Genomic DNA, 14,524 nt, shown 5'->3' with positions numbered 1-14,524 from the left:
TCACCCGGCCGTGCAAGAGGGCTGCGGCCGGGGGCCCGGGAAGCCGTAAGGTTGCTCCGTACGTATGGAGACATCGGAAGGAGGCCCGGGTGATCGAGCTCGAGTCGGTGCCCGAGCTGATCGACCCGGTCATGGTGGCCGCGTTCGAAGGCTGGAACGACGCCGGGGACGCCGCCTCCACAGCGGTCGGTCATCTGGACCGGGAGTGGAAGGGCGAGGTGTTCGCGGCGCTGGACGCCGAGGACTACTACGACTTCCAGGTCAACCGGCCCACGGTGTGGCTGGACGGCAACACGCGGAAGATCACCTGGCCGACGACGCGGCTCTCCGTGGTGCGGGTGGGCGGGGACAAGCCCCGGGACCTGGTCCTGGTGCGCGGGATCGAACCGTCCATGCGCTGGCGGTCGTTCTGCAACGAGATCCTCGGCTTCGCCCATGAGCTGGGCGTCGAGATGGTCGTCATCCTGGGCGCGTTGCTCGGCGACACCCCGCACACCCGGCCGGTGCCGGTGAGCGGGGTCACCTCCGACGCGGATCTGGCGCGGACGATGGACCTGGAGGAGACGCGGTACGAGGGCCCCACGGGCATCGTCGGGGTCCTCCAGGAGGCGTGCACGCATGCCGGGGTGCCCGCGGTCAGCCTGTGGGCGGCGGTCCCGCATTATGTGTCGCAGCCGCCGAACCCGAAGGCGACGCTGGCCCTGCTGAACCGCCTGGAGGACCTGATCGGGCTGCGCATCCCGCTGGGCGAGCTGCCCGAGGACGCGCGGGCCTGGCAGCTCGGGGTGGACCAGCTGGCCTCGGAGGACAGCGAGGTCGCGGAGTACGTGCAGACGCTGGAGGAGGCGCGGGACACCGCGGAGCTTCCCGAGGCGTCCGGCGAGGCCATCGCCCGGGAGTTCGAGCGCTATCTGCGGCGGCGGGACGGTGGTCCCGGACCGGGGCCGGGCGGGCATGCGACGGAGACCGGCGACGTGTCGTATCTGCGTGACCCCTCCAGCGGGCGCACCCGCCCGCCGAAGCCGCCGCGTCCGGAGCCGGGGCGGGGGCCGGGGAAGACCGCCGACGACAAGGGCCCCAAGGGTCCTGACGAGGCGTCGGGGAACGACAGCCCCGACGAAGGCCCCGGGGAGACTCCCGAGGAGGACTGACCGCACAGCGGTACGGCAGCGGTACGGCAGCGGTATGAACGGCGGGGCGCCGCACGGGAGTTGATCCCGTGCGGCGCCCCTGTCGGTTCGTCGGGGTCCGGCTCAGGCGCAGTGGAACTTCGCCGCCGCCCAGTCGCCGTGGTCCCCGGTCTTGGACCCGTTGGTGTCGGTGACCTTGAGCCGCACCTGGCGTACGCCGTCGAGCTTCACGTCCACCGGCAGGGTCTCCGAGGCTCCGGTCAGTTCCGGTGAGGTCCACAGCACCTTGCCGTCGCCCTCCACGGAGAACGCGACCTCTCCGTAGCCGTCGATCTCGTCGTCGATCCCGACGTCGGCGGTGAACGCGGTGCACCGGCCGCCGAGGTGGAGCGCGATGTCGGAGTCGGCGTGGGTGCCGATGCCCTTCTCGTACGTCTTTCCCGCGAGGGTCAGCGTCTTCCCGTCGCTCGCGCCCGACTCCCCGTTGGAGCGGTCGCGTTCGGCCGGGCCGTAGCCGTTGGTCTCGGAGAGCCAGACGAGATCGCTCGCCCAGGCCTCGCCCTCCGGCGCCGGCGGCAGGACGGAGACGGCGAGCCGCTGCTGACTCGCCCGGGCGTCACCGCCGGCCCGGTAGCGGGCCAGGGCCGTCAGCGTGGTCTCCCGTACCTCGGCGTCCTTCGCCGGGGTGAGGGCCACCTCGACCCGTCGCGTTTCGCCCGCCGGGATCCGGCCCGAGACCTTCGCCGTGGTGGCCTTCCAGCCCCCGGGGAGCTGGAGGGAGACCGAGGTGTCGGTGAGGGCGGTGCTGCCCGCGGTCACGTCGACCAGGACCGTGCCGGGTGTTCCCGCTCCGACCTCCTGGCCCGCGGGGACGGTGAGGGTGGCGGCGGCCGAGGCCTTCTTGCCGCCGACCGCGCTGGTGCCCAGCAGCTTCACCGTGAACTTCTTCGCGGTGCTCAGGGGCGCGGTCTTCACGTGCACCACGCCGCCCCGGTCGTCGCGGTCGTACCACCAGCCCTGCCGTGCCTTGTCGTACGCGGCCTTCGAGGTCAGCTCGGGCAGCGTCCGGTCCAGCTTCACCGAGCGGGGCTCGGAGCCGGTGTGGACGGTGAACTCGTAGGGGCGGGCGGTCTGCTTGCCGGTGAAGCCGCCCCGGCTCTCGTTGATCGTGACGGAGACGTCGCCCGCGCCGTGCTGCGGGGCGCGGACGTCGGCGCGCTGGGTGGCGTACTTGCCGTCGCGGTGCTGCCGGGTGACGCCGTCGTCCTCGTACAGGGTGAAGGAGGTGTTCCCCTGCGGGTAGACGTCCCAGGCGAGCGGGGAGTCGGCGGTGCGGTCGCGGTAGGAGCGGATGCCCGGCCACATCGGGACGGCCGCGCCGGCCTTCACGAAGAGCGGCAGGGTGTCGAGCGGGGCGCTGTAGGTGTCGATGGCGGTGGGGCCCTCGTAGGTGCGGCCGCTCCAGTAGTCGATCCAGGTGCCCTGGGGGAGGTAGATGTCCTTGCGTTCAGTGCTGTCCTGGTAGACGGGCGCGACCAGGAAGTGCTCGCCGGAGAGGAACTCGTACTTCGCGGCCTCCGTGGACGCCTTCGGGTCGTCCGGGTATTCGAGGACCAGCGGGCGGACCATGCCGACCCCGGTCTTGGTGGCCTCGTGGGCGTAGGAGTACTGGTAGGGCAGCAGCGACTCCTTGAGCTTGAGGTAGTCGCGGTTGATGGAGGTGTACGGCTCCCCGTGGCGGAACGGCTGCTTGTCCATGGCGGCCCAGCCGTCCATGGTCATCGTCGTGCCGAGGAACATCTTCCACTGGAGGTCGCGGGTGTACGTCTTGGCGCTGCCGCCGAAGATACCGTCGACGTCACCGGTGGTGTAGGCGAGGCCGGACATGGTGGCGCCCGCGTAGGTGGGGATCTGCCAGCGGATGTACTCCCAGGTGCCGGACTGGTCGCCGGACCACTGGACTCCGCAGCGCTGCGCGCCCGCCCAGCTCTCCGGGGCCCAGGTGAAGCCGCGGGCGTCGCTGTTGTCCTCGATGCCCTTGTAGGCGTCCTTGCAGCCGTCGAGGGCGAACTTGTAGCCCTCGCCGACCCAGGCGACGTCCAGCTTGGCGACCCGCTGCCCGGCCTTCACCTGGGCGGCGAGGTTCTCGATGCCGTCCTCGGTCCACAGGCCGAGCTCCATGTTGCGGTCCTTCAGGCCCTGGGCGGTCTCCTCCAGGTCCTCGTAGCCGCAGCCGTAGCCGTCGTTGACGAGCATCCAGCCGTTCGGCATGTCGTTCTCGACGTAGCCGTCGGCGACCTTCAGCGAGTCCAGGGTGCGGCGCTCGCCCCGGTTGGCGTTGTGGAGGTAGCAGTCGGCGTCGCCGATCTCCATGCCGTAGACGGGCGGCAGGAACGGCTTGCCGGTGAGGTCGGTGTACTGCCCGATGACGTCCTTGGCCGCGTCGGCGCCCTCGCCCGCGAAGTAGTAGGCGTCGAAGCGCTGTTCCTTCGCACTGGTCGTCACCGGATCGGTGAACGCGTACGTATTGGGTGCGTAGGTGTTGCGGAAGACGCCGTAGCCGGCCGAGGAGAGGTAGAACGGGACGGAGTTGGGGTGGCCGCCGTCGTCCCAGTTGTAGTCGACGGCGACCTCGACGGTCTTGTCGCGGTGGGAGGTGTTGCCGCGGCCGTTCTGCATCCCGGCCCCGTAGAACTGTTCCCCGGCGCCCCGGGCGAGCGTCTGGACGGTCTGCTCACCGGTCCAGCTCAGGCCCTTCGCCTCGGACCAGATCAGGCTGCCGTCGGCCCGGTGCAGGGAGAAGCGCAGCGGCTTCTTGTAGGCCCGCAGGGTGACCTCGTCGGTTGACAGCTCGTAGCGGTCGCCGCGGTCCTTCCAGCGGGTGCGGGGCGGCTTGCCCTGCGGCAGGACGATGTCGTCGCCGGTGGGATCGGTGAACTTCCCGTCGGGGGCCAGCTCGATCCGGAAGGTCTCCTCCGAGACGAAGCTGACCTTGGCCTCGGCCTGTCCGGCGCTCAGCCGGTACACCGCCCCGTCCGCCCGGAATCCGGTCACGTCCCCGACCGTGGTGGTCTCCGTGCTCACCGGCGGGGCCTCGTCGGCGTGGGCCCCGCCGGGCCCGGAGAGGACCGCGAACAGTCCGAGCAACGCAGCAACTGCTGCCGCTCTCATGCGTGTTGATGTTTGCATAGTGAGCTTTTAGCGCAACTTCGAGCATGTGACCATGGACAAAAAGGAACCGGCCTCGAACTTCGTAGAGAAGTCCGAGACCGGTTCGAGCCATCGGGCGGGCGGGAAAACCCCTACAGCGCGACGCCGAGCAGGGCGTCGACGGTACGGGAGACGACGCCCGGCGCGCCTTCGTCCGTGCCGCCCTCCGCACCCTGGAGCACGGCCCAGCGGTCCACCGCGGCCAGCGCGGCGGGGCTGTCCAGGTCGTCCGCGAGGGCCTCGCGGACCTCCTCGACGAGCGCGTCGGCGGACGGCCCGTCGGGGCGCGAGACGGCGGCCCGCCAGCGCGCGAGGCGCTCGACGGCGTCGGCGAGCACCTGGTCGGTCCACTCCCAGTCGGAGCGGTAGTGGTGGGAGAGCAGGGCGAGCCGGATGGCCGCCGGGTCCACGCCGTCGCGGCGCACGGCCGAGACGAAGACCAGGTTGCCCCGGGACTTGGACATCTTCTCGCCGTCCAGGCCGACCATGCCGGCGTGGACGTACGCCTTGGCGAACGGGTGCTCGCCGGTCAGCGCCTGGGCGTGCGAGGCGCCCATCTCGTGGTGCGGGAAGGCGAGGTCGGAGCCGCCGCCCTGGATGTCGAAGCCCATGCCGAGGTGGTCGAGCGCGATGGCGACGCACTCGATGTGCCAGCCGGGGCGGCCCGCGCCGAGCGAGGCCCCGTCCCAGCTCGGCTCGCCCGGGCGGGCGGCCATCCAGAGCATCGGGTCGAGGGGGTTCTTCTTGCCGGGGCGCTCCGGGTCGCCGCCGCGCTCGGCGGAGAGCAGCCGCATCGCCTCGGCGTCGAGGCCGGAGACCTCGCCGAAGTGCGGGTCGGTGTCGACGGAGAAGTAGACGTCACCGTCCAGGTCGTAGGCGGCGCCCGCGTCCCGGAGGCGTTCGACGAGGGGCACGATGCCCGGTATCGCCTCGACCGCTCCGATGTAGTGCCGCGGGGGCAGCATCCGCAGGGCGGTCATGTCCTCGCGGAAGAGCGCCGTCTCGCGCTCCGCGAGCTCGGTCCAGTCCTGACCGTCGCGCACGGCCCGCTCCAGCAGCGGATCGTCCACGTCGGTCACGTTCTGGACATAGTGAACCTGCCGCTTGGTGTCGAGCCACACGCGCTGAACGAGGTCGAACGCGTTGTAGGTCGCCGCATGACCCATGTGGGTCGCGTCGTACGGCGTGATGCCGCAGACGTAGATGCGGGCGACGGGACCGGGGTCAAGGGTGATCCGTCCGCCGGTCGCGGTGTCGTGGATCCGAAGGTCGCGGCCCTTGCCAGGCAGGGCGGGGACCTCAGAAGCGGGCCAGGCATGCATGTCATGAGCGTAACCGGACGATGCTTCCGGATACGAACCGGCACCGGAAACCTGTCCGAAGAGGCCTTCTTGCGTCAAACCTCTGGCAGGCGGTAGGGGTCCTTGCCTCCGCGCTAGACCGGCGGCCAGGGGATGGGCGGCCACTGGCCGCTCGGCTGCGGGTGCACGGCGCTCTTGACCAGCCCGGCGACCCGCTCGCGCAGGGCCTCCAGCTCGGCCGGCGTGATGAGTTCGGCCATCCGGGTGGCGAGGACCGTGCCCGGTGCCAGCTCCGCGGCGAGCCGGGCCAGCACCTGGAGGGCTTCCTCGGTCAGCGGCTCGCCCGCCCAGCCCCAGAGCAGGGTCCGCAGCTTGTCGTCCGCGTTGAAGGTGACGCCGTGGTCGATGCCGAAGAGCCGTCCGCCGGGGGCGGGCAGCAGGTGCCCGCCCTTGCGGTCACCGTTGTTGATCACCGCGTCCAGCACGGCGAGCCGCCGCAGCCGGGCGTCGTCGGCGTGCACGAGGAGCGCGGTCCTCCCCTCCCCCACCTCCGCGAAGCCCACCGCTTTCCAGCCATCGCCCGGCTCCTCGCCCTCGACGAGCGCCAGCAGCTCGGGGGCGTCCTCACCGTCCCCGGGGCCGTCGATCCAGAGCTGGCACATGCCCTGCCCGTAGGGCCCCTCCCGCAGCACGGTCGGCGGCACGAGGTCCCAGCCGGTCGCCCGGGAGATCTCGTACGCGGCGACCTCCCGCTGGGCGAGGGTCCCGTCGGGGAAGTCCCAGAGCGGCTGCTCCCCCGCGACCGGCTTGTACGCGCAGGTGCGTTCCTCGCCCTCGTACGCCACCGTGCAGTGCAGCACGGCGTTGGACGCCCCGCCGACCTGCCCGAGGACGGTGATCGTGCCCTCGGTGAGCAGGGTGAGCAGCTCGGTGTCCGTCAGGCTCCGCGACGGTATCCGTTCTGGCGCGGGCATACGTGTCCTTCCGGATCGAGCGGCAGGCTGCACAGCGGGCACGGCGGGCGGCCGGCGTTGACGACGTCCAGGGCGCGCTTGGCGAAGGCCCGGGCCTGGGCGCCGCTGAGCCGGACGCGGAGCATCGGCGGGCCGTTCTCCTCGTCCTGGAGGAGCTTCTCCTCGGCCTCCGCGAGGTCGTCCTCGGAGTCGGCGTCCAGTTCGACGAGGGCCTGCGCCTCGACGATCATGCGCTGTTCCTCGCCGTCCCAGGCCAGGGCCATGGTGCCGACCCGGAACTCCTCCTCGACGGGAACGTCGAGGGGCGCGGTGTCGGAGACGTCGGTGGGGGCCACCGCGGGCACCGGGGAGTTGCCCCCGGTCCGGCGCACGACCTCGTCGAGCAGTTCGTCGATCCGCTCGGCGAGAGCGGCGACCTGGGTCTTCTCCAGGGCCACGCTGGTGACCCGGCCCTGGGAGGACGCCTGCAGGAAAAACGTACGGCGGCCAGGCAACCCGACCGTACCGGCCACGAATCGGTCCGGTGGGTCGTAGAGGAACACCTGACGGGACACGTCCTGCTCCCTTGAGCTTCGATGGTGGGGATGGTTCGTTGGGGCGGCGCTACGGCGCGTCCACCCTACTGCCCGGAGCGATCACGGCGCGCCCGCGCCGCCCCCGACCGCCGCGTCCGACGTGCCGTCAGCGGTGGGCGAGGCGGCGGCGTCCGCCCCGACGGACTGTTCGCGGGGTGCCAGGGAGTCGAGATTCCCGGTGTCGCCGAGCCTCAGGAGGAAGGGGCGCAGCCGTGTGTAGCGGATCGCGGTGACCGAGCAGGGGTCGACGTGGACGCGCTGGAAGAGGTCCAGGTGCATGCCGAGCGCGTCGGCGACGAGGGACTTGATGATGTCGCCGTGCGAGCACATGACGTAGGTGGCGTCCTCGCCGTGCTCCGCCTCGACGCGGTCGTTCCAGTCGCGTACGGCGTCGACGGCGCGGGCCTGCATCGCGCGCATGGACTCGCCGCCGGGGAAGGCGGCGGCGGAGGGATGCTGCTGGACCACCGACATCAGGGGCTCGTCGGCGAGTTCGGCCAGCTTCCGTCCCGACCAGTGGCCGTAGTCGCACTCGCTGATGCGGTCCTCGGTGTGCAGGGGCAGGCCGGGGCGGGCGTCGAGGAGCGGCTGGAGCGTCTGCCGGCAGCGCTCCAGGGGGCTGCTGACGGCGAGGACCGGGGCCAGGGCGGCGAGCCGGGAGGGGAGGGCCGCGGCCTGTTCGGCGCCGCGTTCGTCGAGGAGGACACCGGGGGTGCGGCCCGCGAGCACTCCGGCGGTGTTGGCGGTGGAGCGTCCGTGGCGTACGAGGATCAGCGTGGGCATACCCGCCAGCGTAGGCGGAGGTGCGTGGAGGCCGGTCAGGGGGAAGAATGCCCGCCGTGATCGTGGACTGTGCCATCTACCGGGACGGGCGCCGTACCGAACGGCCCGACGACTTCTCCGAGGCCCTGGACGAGGCGCGGGCCTCGTCGGACGCGTTCCTCTGGATCGGGCTGCACGAGCCGACGGAGCAGGAGTTCGAGCGCGTCCGTGAGGAGTTCGGGCTGCATCCGCTGGCCGTGGAGGACGCGCTGCGGGCGCACCAGCGGCCGAAGCTGGAGGTGTACGACGATTCGCTGTTCGCGGTGCTGAAGCCGGTCGTCTACGAGCCGGAGAGCGACACGGTCAGCGCCGACGAGCTGATGGTCTTCATAGGGGACTCGTTCGTGGTGACGGTCCGGCACGGCGAGGGCGCCCCGCTGGCGGCCGTGCGCCGCCGTCTGGAGGCCGAGCCCGAGGTGCTGAAGCACGGCCCGACAGCGGTGCTGTACGCGGTCAGCGACGCGGTCGTGGACCACTACATGGAGGTGGCGGCCGAGCTCCAGGTCGACCTGGAGGAGCTGGAGACGCAGGTCTTCGCCCCGAGCGGCGGCGACTCGAAGAACACCGCGGCCCGGATCTACACCTTCAAGCGGCAGGTGCTGGAGTTCCGCCGGGCGGCCGGTCCGCTGACGGCGCCGATGGCCCGGCTCGCGGGGGCGGGCGTGCCGTTCGTCCACGAGCACGCGCAGCCGTTCTTCCGGGACGTGGCCGACCATCTGACGCGCGCCAACGAGCAGGTGGAGGGGCTGGACCGGCTGCTCTCGGACATCCTGTCGGCGCATCTGGCGCAGATGGGCGTGCGGCAGAACGACGACATGCGCAAGATCTCCGCCTGGGCGGCGATGGCCGCCGTCCCGACGATGGTGGCGGGCGTCTACGGCATGAACTTCGACCACATGCCGGAGCTGCACTGGGTGTGGACCTACCCGGTGGTGGTCGCGCTGATGGTCTGCGCCGTGTTCGGCCTCCACCGGCTGTTCAAGCGGCGCGGCTGGCTCTGAGGGCCCGCGTTCCCGGGGGCCACGAGGCCTCAGGCGTATTCGCGTTCCGGTACGGCGGGGCTCCCCAGCGCGTCACGCCGCCGCGGCATCTCCAGGCTCACCATGCGCCGCCAGCCGAGCAGGCGCTCGTACGCGTACATCGCGTGGATGCCCGCGGCGAGGACGGCGGCCTTGGGGCGCGACCAACCGAGCACGCGCCCCATGTTGGCCATCACGGCGAGGCTGACGTCGCGGTAGACCCGGATCTCGGCCAGGGCGCACTCGCGCATGATCCGCTGGATGGTCCGGCCGTGGCCGGCGCGGGCGAGGCCGAGGAGTTCCTCGTGGCAGTAGGCGAGGTGGTTGTCCTCGTCGTTGGAGATCATCTTCACCGCGCGGCCGATGTCGGGGTGGTCGGCGAAGTAGCGGCGCAGCAGCCGCATCTGCTCGGAGGCGCGCTGCTCGGTGACGCGGCTGTGGGCCAGATAGGTGATGATGTCGCGCTCGGTAAGCCGCTCCTCGCCGCGCAGCCGGGAGTGCGCGAGGCCGATGCCCTGCTGTTCCAGGAGCATCGTGTAGTCGGTCTCCGGCGGGACCTCGACGGGCGGCAGTCCGCGCTTCTTCAGGAGGGCGTTGAAGATCCGGCCGTGCTTGTCCTCATCGGCGCCGTGCCGGACGATCTTGGGGGCCAGGTCGCGGCGGTTCTCCGGGACGAGGGCGGCGATGCGGGCGTTCTCCCAGCCGCCCTGGGCCTCGCCGCTCGCAGCGATGGAACAGAAGAGCCGGTAGGACTCGTCGTTGTCCAGAATCTCCTGGAACAGGGTCTGCGCTGAGAGCATGACGGCCACCTCCGTACCCGTTGCCCGCGGAGCCGAGGTCCGCGGAGCAGTAGTCCGCAGGGAGAGTCAAATGCGCCGCACGGCAGTCGGCAACCGGAGCTGCCACGGACAGCGCCCGCCGGGGCGGCGTAACCCCTGGGCGTGCGGCGCGTTGTTCCGGGTGACGGCCGTGGCGGGGAAGACCCCCGAGCCCCCACCACGGCCGTAGTGCTGTCCCGGGTTCCGTCAGGCGAGGCCGGAGCGCTCCAGGGCGTCCGTGCCGGCGCGGAGCGCGGTGAGCCGCTCCTCCAGGGTGAAGCCGGCCGGGGCGAGGTTGAGCGTGGTGACCCCGGCGGCGGCGTAGGCCTGCATCCGGTCGGCGATCCGCTCGACCGGGCCGAGCAGCGCGGTCTGGTCGATCAGCTGGTGCGGAACGGCCGCGGCGGCGCCCGCCTTGTCCCCGCCGAGGTACTTGTCCTGGATCTCGGCGGCCTCCTTCTCGTATCCCATGCGCTGGGCGAGCTGGTTGTAGAAGTTCTGCTTCCGGCTGCCCATGCCGCCGACGTACAGGGCGGTGTACGGACGGAACATGTCGGCGAGGCCGGTCACGTCGTCGCCGACGGCGAGCGGCAGTGTCGGGCTGACGTCGAAGCCCTCCATGGTCTTGCCGGCCTTCTCCCGGCCCGCGCGCAGCGGCTGGATCGCGGTCTCCTCCAGGTGCTCGGCGGAGGGGAAGATCAGCAGGGCGCCGTCGGCGATCTCGCCGGTCTGCTCCAGGTTCTTGGGGCCGATCGCGGCGATGTAGAGCGGGATGTGCTCGCGCTCGGGGTGCACGGTGAGCTTGATCGGCTTGCCCGGGCCGCCGGGGAGCGGCAGCGTCCAGTGCGCGCCCTCGTACGACACGCGCTCGCGGGTCATCGCCTTGCGGACGATCTCCACGTACTCGCGGGTGCGGGCCAGCGGCTTGTCGAACTTCACGCCGTACCAGCCCTCGGACACCTGCGGGCCCGAGACCCCGAGGCCGAGGCGGAAGCGGCCGCCGGAGAGCGAGTCGAGGGTGGCGGCGGTCATCGCCGTCATGGTGGGCTGACGGGCCGGGATCTGCATGATCGCGGAGCCGACGTCGATCGACTCGGTCTGGGCCGCGACCCAGGTCAGCACGGTCGGGGCGTCGGAGCCGTACGCCTCGGCCGCCCAGCAGACGTCGTAGCCGAGCCGGTCGGCCTCCTGCGCGACGGCGAGGTTGTCGCCGTCCATGCCGGCGCCCCAGTAACCGAGATTGATGCCGAGCCGCATAGCCGCTCCCCTTACTGATCAGTAACGTCCCTTTCTCCGGACTCTAGCGCGGGTGGCGGCGATCCGGCAGGCCCGGCGGACCTCCGGTTGTCCACAGGCCTCCACCCGGTGGGGCCCTGGCCAGTAATCTCAGCGCCCATGGAGCAGAGGCATCTCGGCCGTACCGGCCTTCGCGTGTCCCGGATCGGGCTCGGCACCCTCACCTGGGGCCGGGACACGGACGAGCACGACGCCGCCGACCAGCTCAAGGCCTTCTGGGACGCGGGCGGCACCCTGGTGGACACCGCCGATGTGTACGGGGGCGGCGAGGCCGAATATCTGCTCGGGCGGCTGGTCGGCAGCCTGGTCCCCCGTCAGGATCTGGTCATCGCCACGAAGGCGGGCAACGTCCCGGACCCCTACCGCCGCTTCAACGGCTCGCGCGGGCACCTCCTGGCCGCCCTGGACGCGTCCCTGGAGCGGCTCGGCACGGATTACGTGGATCTGTGGCAGGTCCACGCCTTCGATCCGGCCACCCCGCTGGAGGAGACGCTCCAGGCGGTGGACCTGGCCGTGTCCTCGGGCCGCGTCCGCTACGCGGGCGTGTCGAACTTCTGCGGCTGGCAGCTGGCGAAGGCCGCCACCTGGCAGCTCGCCGCGCCCGGGGTGCGCACCCGGCTGGCCAGTACGCAGATGGAGTACTCGCTGCTCCAGCGGGGCATCGAGCGCGAGGTGCTGCCCGCCGCGCTGGACCTCGGGATCGGGCTGCTGCCGTCCTCGCCGCTGGGGCGCGGTGTGCTCACCGGCAAGTACCGCCAGGGCACCCCGTCCGACTCCCGGGGCGCGTCCGAGCGGCTCGCCCCGTTCGTCGAGCCCTATCTCGACGACGCGGCGTCCCGGATCACCGACGCGGTGGCGACGGCGGCGGACGGCCTGGCGACGAGCCCGCTCCAGGTGGCGCTCGCCTGGGTCCGGGACCGGCCCGGGGTGGCCGCGCCGATCGTCGGTGCGCGCAACGCCGGTCAGCTCGCGGAGGCTTTGTCAGTGGAGGCGCTTAGTCTTCCCTACGAGATCTGCCAGGCGCTCGACGATGTGTCGGCGCCCGTGCACCGCTATCCCGATCAGGACTGGAGCACGCTGTGACTGCGCTTCCCGGGGAGACCCCCGGCACCGTCGGCACGGACACACCACAGGACGCCGTGTCCTCGCCGGACACCGAAGCGCCCGAGGCCGCCGAGCCGTCGGACACCCCGGCCGAGGCGGCCGAGGCGACTGCTGACGGAGCCGAGACGGCTGCCGACGGATCGGACGCCGATACCGATACCGATGCCACTGCTGCTGACAGCACAGCCGACGGGACTGCCGACAAGGCCGCCGACGCGGCACCCGCCGCCGAGCTCTCGGAGGCGCAGGCCGAGCTGGCCGCCCAGCGCGAGCTGCGGGAGCGGATCGAGAAGCGCAAGGCGGAGAAGGCCGCGCCCATCGCCGCCGGCACCGGTCTGAGCGGTACGGCCGCCGATCTGCTCGCGGCCGTCCGGGCCGTGGAGAGCGGCGAGAAGGCGGGGACCCAGTTCTTCGACTCCCCCGCCACCGCCCCGGCCGCCCGGCGTCCCGCTCCGGCGGCAGCCGCACAGCCGTTGCGGGCCGCCGTGCCCACCGCCGCCCCCGTGGCGCAGGCCGCCCCGCCGGAGGTCCTGGACGCGGTGCGCGCGGTGCTCGTGGAGGGCGGGGCCCCCGAGGCGCTGGCCCGCCCGGCCGTCGGGGTGCTGGGCGAGCAGGCGGCCGAGCTGCTGCGCACCGACCCCTGGCAGCTGCTGGCGGTGCCCGGGGTGCGGCCGGAGCAGGCCGACGGCTTCGCCCGGGCCCTGCTGGGCGCCGAGTGCGGTCCGGACGACGGGCGCCGGACGGCCGCCCTGGTCGGCTGGCTGCTGGAGCGTGCCGCGCTCCAGGGCCACACGGCGCTGGACACCGGGGCCGTACGGGCGGCGCTCGCCGAGCGTGCCGTGACCGACCCGGAGGCGGCGGTGCGGGACGCCGTCGAGGAAGGCGTCGCCCTGGTCTTCCAGGAAGGCGACGAGCCGGAGCCGGACGGCGAAGGGGATGAAGAAGGCGCGGCGGACGGGGCGGGCCTCGCGGAGGACGCCGACGCGCCCCGGGAGCCGGTCCAGGTGCTGCTGGGCCTGGACCGCTACGCCCTGGCCGAGGAGAGTCTCGCCGACGGCCTGGCCCGGCTGGTCAACGCCTGTGAGAAGGCCGACTGGGCGGAGGCGGCCGCCTCCGCACCGAGCCCGTCGGCCGCCGAGCTGATCCGTACGACCGCCGCCGCCGGGCTGGTCGCGCACAGCGGCGGTGAGGCGGCGCGGGCCGAGCCCGCCGCACTGATCGCGGCGGCGCGCGGCCTGGGCCTGCGGGCCCTGGGCGCGACCCACAGCGAGGACGGCCGCCACAGGCTCGCGGCGGCCACCGGCGATCCCGACACGGCGGTCACCCTGGCGGGCCTGCTGTCCGGCGCGCAGGGCCCCGGCCGGGACGAGGACGGGGCGCTGGCCCTGGACCTGCTGGTCGTGCTGGACGCCCCGCAGCTGGACGTGGAGGGTGCGGCGGTCCTGGTCGAGGCGCTGGCCGACGGCACCCGGCTGGTCCTGAGCGGCGACCCGGGCGTGCTGGGCTCGGCGGGCGCCGGCCGGGTGTTCGCCGATGTGCTGGCCGCCCGCGCCTGTCCGCAGGTCGTCTCCCGCACCCCGGACCCGGGACCGATCGGCGAGCTGGTCTCCGGCATCGGCATCGGCGAGCTGAACCAGGTCGACGCCCCGGGCAAGGAGGTGGTGATCGTCCCGGTCCGCGACGCGGGCGAGGCGGTCCACCGCACCGTGCAGCTGGTCGCCGACTCGGTGCCCCGGGCGTTCTCCATCCCCGCCGAGGAGACCCAGGTGATCACCGTGGGCCACGGCGGGGCCGCCGGGACCAGGGCGCTGAACGAGGCGCTGAAGCAGCGGCTCAACCCGGGCCCCGGCCGGTTCGGCGGCTTCGACCCGGGCGACCGGGTGGTCCATGTGCCGGCGCCCGGTCGTGCGGTGCCCGGGGTGGTGCGCTCGGCCGACGCCGAGGGGCTGCGGCTGGACTGCGGCGGCGTCCCCGTCCTCGTACCGCAGGAGCGGGTGGAGGCGTCGGTGCGGCACGGCTGGGCCCTCAGCGCCCATCAGGCGGCCGGGATGCGCTGGCCCGCCGCGGTCGTGGTGCTGCCGGGCGACGCCGCGCAGGGGCTCAGCCGGCCGTGGGTGTACACCGCGTTCGGCCGGGGCGAGCGGCATCTCTCCGTGGTCCACGGGGTGGACCAGGCGCTCCCGCACGCGGTGGCGCAGGTCCCGGCCCAGGAGCGGACGACCCGGCTGCGCCCCCTGCTGGAGGCGCTCCCGACGCCCGACGCGGCTCCGTAGAA

The 14,524-nt window shown here is 72.7% G+C and carries 11 protein-coding genes; 4 read left to right on the top strand and 7 right to left on the bottom strand.

Going from position 1 to position 14,524, the window contains the following annotated elements; genetic code table 11:
- Nucleotides 1–89 precede the first annotated feature (89 nt).
- Nucleotides 90–1,151, top strand: a complete 1,062-nt coding sequence (locus ACIQPT_RS22625; RefSeq protein ID WP_401157816.1) for a PAC2 family protein — start codon at nt 90–92, stop codon at nt 1,149–1,151.
- A 102-nt stretch (nt 1,152–1,253) separates the two neighbouring features.
- Here the strand turns inward: ACIQPT_RS22625 and ACIQPT_RS22620 are convergent, their stop codons facing one another.
- From ACIQPT_RS22620 to ACIQPT_RS22600, 5 genes are all read right to left on the bottom strand, one after another.
- Nucleotides 1,254–4,319, bottom strand: a complete 3,066-nt coding sequence (locus ACIQPT_RS22620) for an NPCBM/NEW2 domain-containing protein (protein WP_401157815.1) — start codon at nt 4,317–4,319, stop codon at nt 1,254–1,256.
- A 113-nt stretch (nt 4,320–4,432) separates the two neighbouring features.
- On the bottom strand, nt 4,433–5,662 hold the full coding sequence (mshC, locus tag ACIQPT_RS22615; protein ID WP_401157814.1) for a cysteine--1-D-myo-inosityl 2-amino-2-deoxy-alpha-D-glucopyranoside ligase: 1,230 nt from the start codon (nt 5,660–5,662) through the stop codon (nt 4,433–4,435).
- A gap of 113 nt (nt 5,663–5,775) precedes the next feature.
- Entirely contained in the window at nt 5,776–6,615 is an 840-nt protein-coding gene (locus ACIQPT_RS22610) for an SCO1664 family protein (protein WP_401157812.1), read from the bottom strand.
- Nucleotides 6,579–7,169, bottom strand: a complete 591-nt coding sequence (locus ACIQPT_RS22605) for a DUF3090 domain-containing protein (protein ID WP_030085580.1) — start codon at nt 7,167–7,169, stop codon at nt 6,579–6,581. The genes ACIQPT_RS22610 and ACIQPT_RS22605 overlap by 37 nt, the downstream gene beginning before the upstream one ends.
- 81 nt (nt 7,170–7,250) lie before the next feature.
- A complete protein-coding gene (locus ACIQPT_RS22600) occupies nt 7,251–7,973 on the bottom strand; it encodes a histidine phosphatase family protein (RefSeq protein WP_401157810.1) in 723 nt (240 codons plus the stop codon).
- A 47-nt stretch (nt 7,974–8,020) separates the two neighbouring features.
- Between ACIQPT_RS22600 and corA the strand changes: the two genes are divergently transcribed.
- The gene (gene corA, locus ACIQPT_RS22595; RefSeq protein WP_401157808.1) at nt 8,021–9,013 is read left to right on the top strand and encodes a magnesium/cobalt transporter CorA; all 993 of its coding nucleotides are present in this window, start codon (nt 8,021–8,023) and stop codon (nt 9,011–9,013) included.
- A gap of 29 nt (nt 9,014–9,042) precedes the next feature.
- Here corA and ACIQPT_RS22590 read toward each other — a convergent pair whose 3' ends face one another.
- Both ACIQPT_RS22590 and ACIQPT_RS22585 read right to left on the bottom strand, forming a co-directional pair.
- Entirely contained in the window at nt 9,043–9,831 is a 789-nt protein-coding gene (locus tag ACIQPT_RS22590; RefSeq protein ID WP_401157806.1) for a ferritin-like domain-containing protein, read from the bottom strand.
- A 225-nt stretch (nt 9,832–10,056) separates the two neighbouring features.
- Nucleotides 10,057–11,106 carry an LLM class F420-dependent oxidoreductase gene (locus ACIQPT_RS22585; protein ID WP_097976827.1) on the bottom strand — a complete coding sequence of 350 codons (1,050 nt, stop codon included), beginning with the start codon at nt 11,104–11,106 and terminating at the stop codon, nt 10,057–10,059.
- 138 nt (nt 11,107–11,244) lie between these two features.
- On the opposite strand from ACIQPT_RS22585, the gene ACIQPT_RS22580 reads away from it, so the two are divergent.
- Complete coding sequence (locus tag ACIQPT_RS22580) at nt 11,245–12,228, top strand: aldo/keto reductase (RefSeq protein ID WP_401157805.1); 984 nt, start codon at nt 11,245–11,247, stop codon at nt 12,226–12,228.
- Nucleotides 12,225–14,522 carry a helix-hairpin-helix domain-containing protein gene (locus ACIQPT_RS22575; protein WP_401157804.1) on the top strand — a complete coding sequence of 766 codons (2,298 nt, stop codon included), beginning with the start codon at nt 12,225–12,227 and terminating at the stop codon, nt 14,520–14,522. Before ACIQPT_RS22580 ends, ACIQPT_RS22575 begins: the two co-directional genes overlap by 4 nt.
- The last annotated feature ends 2 nt before the right edge of the window (nt 14,523–14,524 follow it).

The sequence above is a fragment of the Streptomyces sp. NPDC091289 genome (assembly GCF_044757365.1).
Taxonomy (GTDB): Bacteria; Actinomycetota; Actinomycetes; order Streptomycetales; family Streptomycetaceae; genus Streptomyces.
Note: the sequence above shows the minus strand (reverse complement) of the source record. Positions and strands in the feature narration are given on the sequence as shown.